The sequence below is a fragment of the Arthrobacter sp. 01T414 genome (assembly GCF_056398965.1).
Genome location: NZ_JBFTQK010000004.1, coordinates 79104 through 91863, shown reverse-complemented (window position 1 = coordinate 91863; position 12760 = coordinate 79104). Strand labels below are relative to the sequence as shown.

Annotated in this window: 10 protein-coding genes, 1 tRNA gene and 1 pseudogene; 7 read left to right on the top strand and 5 right to left on the bottom strand. The window is 68.4% G+C overall.

What is annotated here, in order from left to right:
* The first annotated feature begins 12 nt into the window (after positions 1-12).
* From AC1DK9_RS10490 to AC1DK9_RS10470, 5 genes and pseudogenes are all read left to right on the top strand, one after another.
* Positions 13-882 carry a winged helix-turn-helix domain-containing protein gene (locus AC1DK9_RS10490; RefSeq protein ID WP_476861020.1) on the top strand — a complete coding sequence of 290 codons (870 nt, stop codon included), beginning with the start codon at positions 13-15 and terminating at the stop codon, positions 880-882.
* Positions 883-1211: 329 nt separating this feature from the next.
* A complete protein-coding gene (locus tag AC1DK9_RS10485; RefSeq protein WP_056735995.1) occupies positions 1212-1415 on the top strand; it encodes a dodecin family protein in 204 nt (67 codons plus the stop codon).
* 57 nt (positions 1416-1472) lie between these two features.
* A complete protein-coding gene (locus tag AC1DK9_RS10480) occupies positions 1473-2000 on the top strand; it encodes a SixA phosphatase family protein (protein ID WP_476861019.1) in 528 nt (175 codons plus the stop codon).
* A 115-nt stretch (positions 2001-2115) separates the two neighbouring features.
* Complete coding sequence (locus tag AC1DK9_RS10475) at positions 2116-2688, top strand: hypothetical protein (protein WP_476915880.1); 573 nt, start codon at positions 2116-2118, stop codon at positions 2686-2688.
* Between the two features lie 30 nt (positions 2689-2718).
* Positions 2719-3660 (top strand): annotated as a pseudogene (locus AC1DK9_RS10470) (EamA family transporter); the annotation flags it as partial.
* A 752-nt stretch (positions 3661-4412) separates the two neighbouring features.
* Here AC1DK9_RS10470 and AC1DK9_RS10465 read toward each other — a convergent pair.
* The 4 genes from AC1DK9_RS10465 to AC1DK9_RS10450 all read right to left on the bottom strand — a co-directional run bounded on the left by AC1DK9_RS10465 (position 4413) and on the right by AC1DK9_RS10450 (position 9369).
* Entirely contained in the window at positions 4413-5066 is a 654-nt protein-coding gene (locus tag AC1DK9_RS10465) for a TetR/AcrR family transcriptional regulator (protein ID WP_476861017.1), read from the bottom strand.
* Positions 5063-7108, bottom strand: a complete 2046-nt coding sequence (locus tag AC1DK9_RS10460) for a YhgE/Pip family protein (RefSeq protein WP_476915879.1) — start codon at positions 7106-7108, stop codon at positions 5063-5065. The genes AC1DK9_RS10465 and AC1DK9_RS10460 overlap by 4 nt, the downstream gene beginning before the upstream one ends.
* Positions 7105-7779: an ABC transporter ATP-binding protein gene (locus tag AC1DK9_RS10455; RefSeq protein WP_476915878.1), complete on the bottom strand. Its 675-nt coding sequence runs from the start codon at positions 7777-7779 to the stop codon at positions 7105-7107. Before AC1DK9_RS10455 ends, AC1DK9_RS10460 begins: the two co-directional genes overlap by 4 nt.
* Positions 7780-7911: 132 nt before the next feature.
* Entirely contained in the window at positions 7912-9369 is a 1458-nt protein-coding gene (locus AC1DK9_RS10450) for a dihydrolipoyl dehydrogenase family protein (protein ID WP_476915877.1), read from the bottom strand.
* Positions 9370-9468: 99 nt separating this feature from the next.
* Here AC1DK9_RS10450 and AC1DK9_RS10445 point away from each other — a divergent pair, with 99 nt between their 5' ends.
* The gene (locus tag AC1DK9_RS10445) at positions 9469-10317 is read left to right on the top strand and encodes a FadR/GntR family transcriptional regulator (RefSeq protein WP_476861013.1); all 849 of its coding nucleotides are present in this window, start codon (positions 9469-9471) and stop codon (positions 10315-10317) included.
* Positions 10318-10499: 182 nt separating this feature from the next.
* On the opposite strand, the gene AC1DK9_RS10440 is transcribed toward AC1DK9_RS10445, so the two are convergent.
* Positions 10500-10573 (bottom strand) — tRNA-Arg (locus AC1DK9_RS10440).
* A 279-nt stretch (positions 10574-10852) separates the two neighbouring features.
* On the opposite strand from AC1DK9_RS10440, the gene AC1DK9_RS10435 reads away from it, so the two are divergent.
* A complete protein-coding gene (locus AC1DK9_RS10435) occupies positions 10853-12685 on the top strand; it encodes a phosphoenolpyruvate carboxykinase (GTP) (RefSeq protein WP_476861012.1) in 1833 nt (610 codons plus the stop codon).
* The last annotated feature ends 75 nt before the right edge of the window (positions 12686-12760 follow it).

Here is a 12760-nt window from a genome sequence, read left to right as displayed (position 1 = left end):
GGTAAGCATTTCATGTCAGTTGCATCCGGATACGTCCACATCTCCGTCCGTAACGCCAACAAGGCCGGGCAGACCGGCCTCCGCCAGGGCTTCGGCGGCCGCCCGAGCTTCGGTCCCGCAGGATCCGGCAGCAGCTTCCCGGCCCCCGGTTACGCCGCGCAGGGCTACAACCCCAACTCGTACGGCCAGCTTCGTGCCGTCCCCGCCGCTGAGTCGGCGCCGACTACCGCGCCGACCCCGGTGATCGCTCCCGGCAACGGCAGCCCGGTCCGCCCCGTGCCCAACGACAATGTGGCCCGTGGCTTCGTGCTCTACATGGGGATCGACGAGGAAACCGCGGCCGCTGCCGGCACCTCGATTGCCAAGCTGGCCCAGGAAATCCGCGCCTATGCCCAGTCCCTCGTCGCTGGTGCTGAAAGCTACGCCGCTGTCGCCGTCGCCCCGGCGTCCGCGCCGGGTTCCGCGCTCGACGTCGTCCGGTCCACCTTTGGCGACCCGACTGCCGGTGCCCGCCAGCGCGCCGAGAACGCACGGCTGCAGCAGGCACAGGATCCGCGCCCGTCCGGCGTGCTGATCGACCTCGCCCGCCGCGAAGTGGCGCTCGACGGCGAATCGCTGAACCTTACGTTCAAGGAATTCGAACTGCTCAACTACCTCGTGGAGAACGGCACCCGCACCGTGGGCCGCGACGAACTCCTCGAAGGCCTGTGGCGCAACGCCGAAGAGGTGCCCAACGAGCGCACCATCGACGTGCACATCCGCCGGCTGCGCTCCAAGCTTGGCCGCCTGGCGAACACGGTGCGCACCGTGCGCGGCCAGGGCTACCGGTTCTACGAGCACCCCGAGGTTGTTGTCTGGGCCGCTCCGGAATACTCCATCTAGCCTTAGCTTTACGCAAAGCGTCCGTCCCTGTTCCGGGGGCGGGCGCTTTCGCTTTCGCGGCACGATCCCTCGGCGCCTGCGCTCGTTCCTCGCGCAACAACGGCGCTCTCGGGATGTGCCGCTGCGCTGCAGCGCCCTCGCAACACGAACGGCGGATTCGGGGCGCGGCAAGGCCGGATTTTGGGGCCGCGGCGTGGCGGGCACCGCGAAGCGGGCACGGCCCCAAATCCGGCGAAGCCGCCGCCGGGGGGCTACGGGGTTTGGACTCTGTTGTGTTTGGGGGCTTCGGCGTAGGCTCGCTCCCGTCGATCCGACTATTGGGAGGAAACATGTCTGTTGCACGTATTACTACCCTGAGCTCGAACTCCAAGACCTCGTTTGAGGATGCCATCAAAGAAGGCGTCGACCGGGCCAACAAGACCCTGCGGAACGTCACCGGGGCATGGGTCAAGGAGCAGAAGGTTGAAATAAGCGGCGGCGCCGTCGTGGCCTGGCATGTGGTGCTGGAAGTGACCTTCGTCCTGGACGACTGACAGGGCACCCGATGTGGAGCGCGCTCGTGGTGAAGCCGGCCGCACTAGGATTGAGCCATGAGCGCGCATCACATTAGACGTCTGGTGCTCATGCGGCACGCCAAGGCGGACTGGCCGGGCGGCGTCGCCGACCACGAGCGGCCGCTTGAAGAGCGCGGACACCGCGAGGCGCCGCTGGCCGGCAAATGGCTCCTCAAACACGGGGTGGTCCCCGACTTCATCCTCTGCTCCAGTGCCCTGCGGACACGGCAGACCTGCACCTGGGTGTGCAGCGAACTGGGGGATAAGGCCCCGACTCCGAAACTGGAGGACGGTCTTTACGGCGCCTCGGCCCTGCGCATGCTGGCCGTGATTAACCACGTCCCTGACACCGTCACAACGCTCATGGTGATCTCCCACATGCCCGGCGTGCAGGACCTGGCCATGCACCTGGCCTCCCGCGACTCCAACCATGATGCCTACATGGATGCGGCCACGCGCTATCCCACCAGCGGCCTGACCGTTTTCGAGATCGAGAAGCCCTGGGCCGAGCTCGACGGCCAGGACGCGCGACTGACCCACTTCAAGGTTCCGCGCGCAAAGTAGCAGGTCAGCGCGCCGGACCGTTGATGGTCAGCACCCTCATTGTGTTGTTTACTGATGCTGTTATTGCTTTTACTGCCGGTGTTTTCTAAGCGACCGAGGGAAAAGGTGGATCAACGTGGATTCAGGACAGCTCGTAGGGATCATCGTCGGCATCGTCGTGGTGCTCGCGATCATTGCAGTGGCACTCTATTTCAGCCGTAAACGCAAGACGGACGCTGACCGGAACCGGGCCGCGGAAATGCGTGAGAAGGCAGAGGCCGACCAACTCGCCGCGAGGGACCACGAGGCCAAAGCGGCGCGGGCGGAAGCCGATGCAAAGGCCGCCGAAGTCGAGGCCGAACGCCTCCGCATGCAGGCACGCGGCACGCAGCAGGAGGCAGCGGCCGTCCGTGCCGGCGCAGAAGAACAGCTCCGACGGGCCGACGACGTCGATCCGGACGTCGTAACGACCGAACGCGACGATGCCCGCGGCGACGAGGCCCACACCCACGATGCCGGCACCCACGAGGCCGGCACCCGCGAGTCACAGCCGCACGAGGAGCTGCGACCACAGGAGGAACTGCGCCGGGACCGGAGCGACCGTGATCGTCCGGCAGGCACCGGCGGCGTCGCAGGCCACCCCGGGGAGTCGGCTGCGGAGCGCCGCGATGCCGAGGACCCGCGCGATGAACGGCCGCGCAATCTCTGAGGCGCGGCAGCGGCGACGGCCGCGGGTGCGATGACCCCTCGACATTCCGGGCTTGCCCTGCTCGTCGCCATCCTGTGGGGCGTCAACTTCGTAGCCATCGACCTCGGCCTGCACCCCGACGGCGCACAAATGCCGCCGCTTTTGTTCGTGGCGATGCGCTTCACCCTCGTGGTGTTTCCCTGCATCTTCTTCATCCGCAAGCCGGACGTGACCTGGAAGGCCATCATCGGCGTTGGCCTGTTGATGAGCGCGGGCCAGTTCGGCCTGCTCTACTTGGCCATGGCGCTCGGCATGCCCGCGGGCCTGGCCTCGCTGGTGCTCCAGGCCCAGGTCCTGCTGACGGTGCTGCTGGCCGCGGGGATCCTGGCCGAACGGCCAACCCGGAGGCAACTCGCCGGCGTCGCGCTGGGGATTGCCGGGCTCGCCGTCGTGGCCGTCGGCCGCAGCCTAGTGGCGCCGCTGCTGCCACTGATGATCGTGCTGGCCGCGGCGCTGTCCTGGGCCGGCGGCAATGTTGTGGCACGCAAGGCCAAGGCCGCCTCCGGATTGGGGCTGGTGGTGTGGTCCGGCGCCGTGGTGCCGTTGCCGCTGGCCGGACTTTCGCTGCTGGTGGACGGCCCGGCCGCGGTGTCGGACGCCCTGCTGCAGCTGCAGCCGGTCACGATGCTCAGCGCGCTGTACACCGCCGTGTTTGGTTCCCTCATCGGGTACGGCATCTGGAACCGGCTGCTGGGGCTGTATCCGTCCTCCGCCGTCGTTCCCTTCACCCTGCTGGTCCCGGTGGTCGGCATGACGACGGCGTGGCTGGTGCTGTCCGAGGTGCCCTCAGCGGCGGAAGTTGGCGGCGGCCTGCTGCTCCTGGCCGGGGTGGCAACTGCCGTGCTGCCGGGGCCCGGCATGCGGCGCGGCGGCACGCGAAGGCCCGGCATGCGACGCGGCAGCGAAAACGGCCAAGCTCGGGGTGGTCAGCGCCGGGTGGGAGCTTTGCCGGAGGGCCGGGGCGGAGCCTTCGCAGCGGGCTTGGCCGGCGTCCTGGGAGCCGGTTTGGACCCTGAAGATGCAGACGACGACGCCGGCCGCTTGGCCGACGGTGCCGCGGACCGGGGTGCAGCGGACCGTGGTGCCGCGGTTCGTGGTGCTGCGGATCGGGAGGCCGAGGTGCGGGATGGAGCGGAGGCGCGCGGCGCAGCCGAGCGCGGCGTCGACGCCCGGGCGGCAGGGCGGCTGGCAGGGCGGGCTGGCTTGCGGGGTGCCGAACCCCTGGACGCGGAAGCCGGGCGCCGGGACGCGTAGGCGGAACCGGATGCGGGCCGGTGCCCGGGCAGGACGGTGCCGGCGAGCAACAGGATCAGCGTGAGCGCTCCCGCCGCCGCGGAGAGGTAGAAGTACAGGTCCGGGTGCTCGGTATCGACGTTGGTGGACAAGGCGTTCGGGTCCGGGTTGAAGGCCAGCCCCCACTGGCGCAGGAACGCGATGCCGAACGCGATGAAGAGGATGCTGCCGACCCCGCTGGCCAGCAGTGTCTTGTACCGCCGTCGGACCAGCACCTCGGCCACGGACGCCACATAGGCGAGCGCGGAGGCGGCCAGGAACCAGAGTCCTACCGTTTCGTGCAGGGTGACGCCCGTGAGCACCAGCAGCGCCAAGGCCGCCAGGGCTGCCGCGATGGCGGTCTTCCCGCTTTTACCCATGTGGCGCATGTGACTAATCATCCCCGAGCGGGGCTATTTCACGACGTAGCCACGCATGATCGCCATGATTGCGGCGACACTTTGAGCCCGCGTCCGCTCCGGGTTGTAGGTCTGGCGGTCCAGCCCCACGACAAAACACGCCCCAAAGATCGCCGTCTCCAGGCTGCCGCGGGACAGGGCCGGATCCACCGGATACTTGGCGGCCACGGCCTCGATGGCCGCGCCAATCACGCCGAGCAGCCGGCCGCGGAGCTCGGTGAAGGTGTCCTGCCACTCGCTGGGCGTCCGCCAGTTCTCGCTGACCCACAGCCGGGCGAAGGAAGGGTACTCGGCCATGAAGTCCATCGCCTGGCCGATCATCTCGTCCATTGCCTCGAGCGGGTCCGCCGACCCGTCCTTGACGCTCAGCAGGCGCGCCATGAGGATGTCCACGCCGTGACGGAGCAGCTGCGCGATCAGATCCGACTTGCTGCCGAAGTTGTAGTACACGGTGCCCTTGGAGACGCCCGCGGCTGCGGCGATCTCGTCGACCGTCACGCCCGCGGCCCCGCGCTCGCCGATCAGCTCCATCGAGGCCTCGAACAGCTTCTGCTTGGTCGCGTTGGTGCGCCCGGGCCGGAGTTTCTTGCCGGCGTCGGCGTCGGGCGCCGCGTCGGTCGCCGCGGCTACGCGGGGCGTGGTGCTCATACGGCGATCTCCGGCTTCAGCGTCTTGAGGGTCCAGAACTTGTGCTTCCGTACGGCGACGGCGGACATCGCCAGTCCCAGCAAAGTGTAGCCAACCAGGCCCAGCATGGTGGGCATGATGCTGGACAGATCGGCTCCATAAATCAGGTGCCGCATGCCGTTGACCACGTAGCCCATCGGCAACAGCTGGTGCACCACATGCAGCGGCTCCGGCGTGGTCTGCCAAGGGAAAGTGCCGCCGGAGGAGACCAGTTGCAGGACCAGCAGGATCAACACCACCAGCTTGCCGGGCGAGYCGAGCAGCGCCACCACACCCTGGATGATCGCACTGAAGGCCATGGCGGCTGCCAGCATCAGGACCCACATGAGCACCGGGTGAGCCGGATCCAGGCCCAGCCCCACATCCACCACCAGGGTCAGCAGGCTGGCCTGGACGGCGGCGACCGTAAGGAACGGCAGCCAGCCGCCGACGGCGATCTTCCACGTCGGCGCGTTGGATGCCAGGGCACGCTGCGTGACCGGCCGCATCGCCTGGATCAGCATGAAGACGCCGATCCACAGGGCCAGGGTCAGGAAGAACGGCGCCAGTCCGGCCCCATAGGAGCCCGCCTTGGCCTGCGAGACGTTGCTGACGGCAACGGGGTCCGCCATCACCTTGGCGAGGCTGTCCTTTTGCGCGCCGTCCGGGTTCGGCACCTTGCCGGCGCCCTTGCCCAGTTCGGCCGCGAGGGTTCCGGCGCCGTCGGATGCCTTCTTCGAACCGCTGTCCAGCTGCGCTGCGCCGTCGTCGAGTTGCTGGGCGCCTTGGGCGAGTTTTTCCGCGCCGGCCAGGGCATTCTGCTGGCCGGTGGCGAGCTGTGCGCTGCCGGCGGCGAGCTGGTCCGCCCCGGCTGAGGCCTGCCCGACGGCGCCGCTCAGGGCGGGGGCAGCGGCGGCAAGTTTCGCGGCGCCAGCGCTGACCGCGGCGGATCCGTCCGCCAGTTGCTGCACCTGGCCGGCGGCATCCTGGAAGGCGGCCGCTGCTCCGGAAGGTGCGGGGGCGGAGTTCACGTCATAGTCGGCCAGAATGGCATCGGCCTGGGCCTGGGTAATCACGCCGGCGGCGACCAGGCGGCCGTTGGAGGCGACGACGCGGCCGCGCTGGGCCTGCGCTGCGGCCTGTTGGGCGGACGCTAGCTGGCCCGCCATGCCCTGCAGCTTGGTGTTCAGCGCGGCATTGCCGGCAGCGACCCGGGCAGCGCCGTCGGCCAGCCGCTGCGTATCCGCGGGCAGTGTGGCGGTCTTGTCCTTGAGCTGGTGGAGGCCGCCGGCGAGCTGCCCGGTCCCGGAGTTCAAGGCATTCGCCCCGTCGAGGAGTTTGCGCTGCCCGGCTACCAATTCGCCGGTGCCGTTCCTGAGCGAGGACGTGCCTTGGTGCAGGCTCGCCGCGCCGTTGTGGAGCGACGACACCCCGCCAGCGAGGTCTTTGGCGCCGTCGGACGCCTTGAGCATCTGGGTATGGATGGTGCCGAAGCCGGTGAGGAGCTGGTTGGCGGTTTCTTCGCCCACCTCCTTCGCCACGGTCGAATGGACAGCGGTGGTGAGCTTGTCCACGATCGTGCCAAGCAGGTAGTTGTTCGCGTCGTTGGTGGTGACGTTCAGCATGGCCTGGTTGGCGGCGTCGAAGCTACCGGGCGAGACGAGGTTGGCGGAGAAGTCCCGCGGGATCTTCAGCGCGAAGGCGGACTGGCCGCTGCTCACGCCCTGGTCCGCCGCCTCGGCACTGGAGACGGTCTGCCAGTTGAAGACGTGGCCGTCCACGAGGCTGTCGGCCACCTTCCGGCCCGCCTCCAGCCGGGTGCCGTCGGCGGAGCTGGCGCCGGTGTCCTCGACCACCAGGGCCGCGTCGATCTGGTTCAGCTTCCCGTAGGGATCCCAGTTGGCGTACAGGTACACCGCGCCGTAGAGCAGCGGTACCAGGGTCAGGGCCACGATGGTCAGCTTCGGCAGCAGGCCGCCGGTCATGCGCTTGAGTTCGGAACGGGCAAGCCGCAGCACGGTCATCGGGCATCCTCGGTTTCGTGGTCAGGGTGGGCAGCGGACGGTTCCGGCGCGACGGCATTGCCGATCTCCGCGGCTGGACCGGTCCAGCCCGGCGGGAGGTTGCCGACGGTGGCGACGACGGCGAGCGGGCGGCCGGCGTCGTACGCCAGTTCCTGCAGCCGCGGCAGCCAGTGAGTCGGATCGCCGCTGTGGCGGTCAGGGGAATCGACCACCAGCAGGTCGGTCCGGGGGTTGGCCAGGGCCAGTGCCGTCAGCAGCTCGAGCCGGCGGTCGGCAGGAAGCTCCTCGGCCCAGCGCCCGGCGATGTCCTCGAAACGGTTCACCTTCAGCCACGGCGTGCTGAGCAGCGCGCCCCGGTAGCGGCGGGGGATCAGGGCCAGGTCCTCGGTAACCAGATCCCGGACGCTCAGGTGTTGCTCCGGCTCGTTCACCCCGGGGGCGTCCACCACGGCGCTCGCCTGCCGGAGCTGCTTGATCCGGGTGGTGCCGTCCCACTCGAGGGTGCCGGCCGAGGGCTTCATCCGGCCGCTCAGGGTCAGGGCCAGGGCGGTGCGCTGGTCCTGGCGTTGGCCGGCGACGAGCAGCAGTTCACCCCGGCTGGCCTGCAGCGAGGTGGGCGGGAGCAGGTAGTCCCGCCGGCCCTTCACATGAAGCTGTTGAACGGAGAGCAAGGGAAGCCTTTCGAAGAATTGGTCTCCTCCAAGGCTAACTAAACTGACCGGTCAGTTCAAATAGAAGTGAGCGAATAGACATCGAAGGCCCCGGAACCGCCGGTTCCGGGGCCTCCAAACGGCCGTTCGCGCTTACATCCCGTATTCCTCCAGCAGCCGCAGCCACACCTCGCTGATGGTGGGATACGAGGGAACAGCGTGCCAGAGCCGGTCCAGCGGGACTTCACCGACGACGGCGATTGTGGCCGCGTGCAGGAGCTCGGCGACGTCCGGGCCGGCGAAGGTGGCACCCAGCAGCACGTTGCGGTCCTCGTCGACCACGAGCTGGGCCCAGCCCTTGTAGTGCTCGGAATGAAGCGAGGAACCTGCCACCTGGATGGGGAGCTGCACGGAGCTGGCCCTGTAGCCGTCCTTCCTGGCCTGTTCCAGGCTGCGGCCGACGTTGGCCAGCTCGGGGTCGGTGAAGACCACGTTGGGGACGGCGTGCTCGTCGGCCGTGTGGGCGTAGCGGCTCCACGGGCCCGGCTCGCCGGTGAGGGTGCCGTTGGCGCGGGCGGCAATCGCATCGCCGGTGGCCCGGGCCTCGTATTTGCCCTGGTGGGTCAGCAGCACCTTGCCCGCGGCGTCGCCGACGGCGTAGAGCCACGGCGCATGGTCGTTGCCCTCAGCTCCCCGGACGAGTCCGCTCGCATCCGTCTCGAACCTCGGGGGTTTCCCGTCGTCGCCGGTCAGGCCCACGCTCTCCAGCCCAAGGCCTTCCAGTGCCGGGTGCCTGCCGGTGGCGACCAGCAGCTTGTCCACGGTCACGCTGTTGCCGCCGTCGAGCGCCAGCGTCAGGGAACCGTTCTCGTTCTCTCGGACGGCCTGGGTGCCCGTGCGGAGGCGGAGTTCGACGCCGTCCGCGCGCAGTCCGGCCTGGACCAGCTCGGCCGCCGGGGCAGGGAAGGCTCCCAGCAGCCCGCCGCGTGCCACCACCGTCACGGCCGACCCGAGCCGGGCAAAGGCCTGGGCGAGTTCGGTCCCGGCCACGCCGCCGCCGAGCACGCCCAGCCGCGGCGGAATTTCGTGTGCGGAGGTGGCCTCCCGGGTGGTCCAGTAGTCGACCTCCTCGAGGCCTTCGATGGGCGGGATGCTCGGGCGCGAGCCCGTGGCCAGCACCACGGCGTGGCGCGCGGTGAGTGCGTAGCTGTTGCCGTCCACCCCGGCCACCTCCACCCGGCGCGTACCGGTAATCCAGCCGTGGCCGCGGATCAGCTCGATGCCGGTGTCCTCAACCCATTTGACCTGGCTGTCGTCCTGCCAGTTGGAGGTGAAGTAGTCGCGCCGCTTCAGGACAGCCGCGGCATCGAGGACCCGGGTGACGGCCTCTTCGGCTCCGGGCACGGTCTGCGCGCCATGCAGCGCGGTACCGGGCCGCAGCAGGGCCTTGGACGGCATGCAGGCCCAGTATGAACACTCGCCGCCCACCAGCTCCGCCTCCACCAGGACGGCCGTCAATCCGCCCCGGACCACGCGCTCGGCCACGTTCTCGCCCACCGCGCCGGCCCCGATCACGAGGACATCGAATTCACGTTCAAAGTGTGCCGTCATGGCAACAGCCTAGCCCCGCACGGAGCGGTTTCGGCGGGACCCTGTGCAGGAGGTGGGACGTCCGTTACCCTGAGGATCACTTTGGGGAGGAGTTCAGCCGTGGGTGCAGCCAGTTCGAGTGCCGGCGACGCCGGGCCGGCGGCCCGTTTGGGCGCGCGGGACCGGCTGCGCGCGCTGCAGGCCGACATCGTTGAGCTCATCCTTGAGCGCGAGCTGGAGCCTGGCGACCCGTTGCCTACCGAAAACGAACTGGCCGCGCTGCTGGGGGTTGGCCGGAACACGCTGCGGGAGACCTTGAAGGTGCTTCAGGCCCTGGGCGTGATCGAGATCCGGCATGGGTTCGGCATGTTCGTGGCCGCGAGCAACTTCGAGGCGCTGGTGGGCGGCCTCAGCTTCCGGGCCCGGATGTCGCTGCGGCATCGCGGGCAGGAGGCACTGGAGCTGATCGATGCTCGGCGGCTGCTGGAGTCGGGGTTGATCGGCGCCTCCATGGCGCGCATGACGGCGGACCAGCTGGCCGGGCTGGAGGCGGCGGTGCTGGGAATGGAAGAACTGGCCGGTTCGGGGGAGGGCTCTGTCGAAGCCGACGCCGACTTCCACCGGAAACTGTTCGAACCGCTGGGCAACGAGCTGCTGCTCGGCCTGATGGGCGCGTTCCAGGCGGTCTACCGCCGGATCCAACTGGAGCTGGGCCCGGAGCTGGGCCCGGCGAGCGGGCAGGTGGCTGGCGAGCGGGGCGGCGTTGGGACGGCGGGTACGGAGCGGGGCAGCGACGAACCTGGGCGTGCCGCTGTCGGGAGCGCCCACGGCGATCCTGCGCGCCGGGCTGCGCTGCACCGGGGCATCTACGAAGCCGTGGCGGCGGGGGACGCGGTCCTGGCCGCGGAACGGCTGGCCGGCCACTTTGACGAAATGCGTCGCCGGATCTCGGCCGCCGTGGGGGAGTAAGGCCTGGGGAACTAGGCTGCGGCGGTTCTCGCTACGTTTTGCGACAGGCGCGCACCGGATCCGGCACACCCTCGTCCGAAACCGCCGTGTATTTCCGGAACCGCCGCGCTTTTCCGGAACCGCCGCGCTGGGGCATACAAAAAGACCCGCACCGGCGAACCGGTGCGGGTCTTTTCTATCTGTGCGCCCAAAGGGATTCGAACCCCTGACCTTCTGTTCCGTAGACAGACGCTCTATCCAGCTGAGCTATGGGCGCATTCTCGGCTCTTCGGGAACTTCTCGCTCCCCCGAACCTCGAATTACTTTACGCGAGATCGGCCCGGAGTTCCAAATCGAGAGCCATGTAATCTGCCTGACTAGACCGGTCTACGTGACCTTGATCACAAAAAATCCGCCGTGTGGAGTTACTAAACCTTGATTTTCCGGGGTTTTTCGATCGCCGGCCCGCCGTCAACCCGTATTTAGTCCTGAATCTGCGTGGTCCTCGAGACCTAGCATTTAGACCACACCACTGAACCCGAAGAAGGGAACCGTAATGGGCGATCTGGCGAACCTGCCGCTGCTTGAGAAAGCACCCACCACACATGCCGGCCTGCTGGCATGGGTTGAAGAGGTTGCGGAACTGACCCAGCCGGACCAGATTCACTGGGTGGATGGCTCGGAAGAGGAGAACACCCGGCTCACGGACGAGCTCGTGGCGGCCGGAACCCTGACCCGGCTGAACGAGAAGCTGTTCCCGAACTCCTTCGCGGCATTCTCCGATCCCGCCGACGTCGCCCGCGTCGAAGAACAGACCTTCATCTGCTCCGAGAACGAGCGGGATGCGGGCTTCACCAATAACTGGATGGCGCCGGCCGAGATGAAGGAAAAGCTGCGCGGCCTGTTCAACGGCTCGATGCGCGGCCGCACCATGTACGTCATCCCCTTCGTCATGGGCCACCTGGACGCCGAGGACCCGAAGTTCGGCGTCGAAATCACGGACAGCGCCTACGTTGTCGCCTCCATGCGCATCATGGCCACGATCGGCACCGAAGTCCTGGACAAGATCACCGCCACCAACGCTTTCTTCGTTCCCGCACTGCACTCCCTGGGCGCCCCGCTGGCCCCGGGCCAGGCTGACGTTGCCTGGCCCTGCAACCCGGACAAGTGGATCGTGCACTTCCCGGAGGAGCGCTCCATCTGGTCCTTCGGCTCCGGCTACGGCGGCAACGCCCTCCTCGGCAAGAAGTGCTACGCCCTGCGCATCGCCTCGGTCATGGCCCGCGACGAGGGCTGGCTGGCCGAGCACATGCTCATCCTCAAGCTGACCTCGCCGGAGAAGAAGAACTACTACGTCTCCGCGGCGTTCCCTTCCGCCTGCGGCAAGACCAACCTCGCCCTGCTCGACCCGACCATCGAGGGCTGGGAAGTCGAGACCCTCGGCGACGACATCACCTGGATGCGGATCGGCAAGGAAGGCGAACTGCGCGCCACCAACCCGGAGGCCGGCCTGTTCGGTGTCGCCCCGGGCACCGGCTGGGGCACCAACCCCAACGCCATGCGCGCCATCGCCAAGGGCCACAGCATCTTCACCAACGTCGCCCTTACCGACGACGGCGGCGTGTGGTGGGAAGGCATGACCGACGAGGTCCCGGCGCACCTGATCGACTGGCAGGGCAACGACTGGACCCCGGCGTCGGACAAGCCGGCCGCGCACCCGAACTCCCGCTTCTGCACCCCGATCTCGCAGGTCGACATGCTGGCCGAGGAGTACTACAGCCCCGAAGGCGTCGAGGTTTCCGCGATCCTCTTCGGCGGCCGGCGCAAGACCACGGTTCCGCTGGTGACCCAGGCCCGCAGCTGGACCAACGGCATCTTCATGGGTTCCACGCTCTCCTCGGAAACGACCGCTGCTGCCGCGGGCCAGGTCGGCGTGCTCCGCCGCGACCCGATGGCCATGCTTCCGTTCATCGGCTACGACGCCGGCGACTACCTGAAGCACTGGATCAGCGTCTCGGGCAAGGCCAACCCGGAGCGGCTGCCGCACATCTTCCTGGTCAACTGGTTCCGCCGCACGGCCGACGGGGACTTCGCCTGGCCCGGCTTTGGCGACAACGCCCGCGTCCTCAAGTGGGCCATCGAGCGCATCGAGGGCAAGGCTGACGCCGTCGAGACGCCCATCGGCTTCGTCCCGACCGGGCACTCGCTGGACATTAGCGGCCTGGACCTGACCCACGCCCACGTGGAGGACGCCGTCCGCGTTGACCGCGAGGAATGGGACGCCGAGCTGGCCTCCATCGAGGAGTGGTACGCGAAGTTCGGCGATTCGCTGCCGGACGCGCTGCGCTCCGAGCTCGATTCGCTCAAGGAACGGATGTCCGCGCACTAGCGGCTGTTGATGCAACGACGGCGGCCCCGCACCTTCGATAAGGTGCGGGGCCGCCGTCGTATTCTCAACGATCGT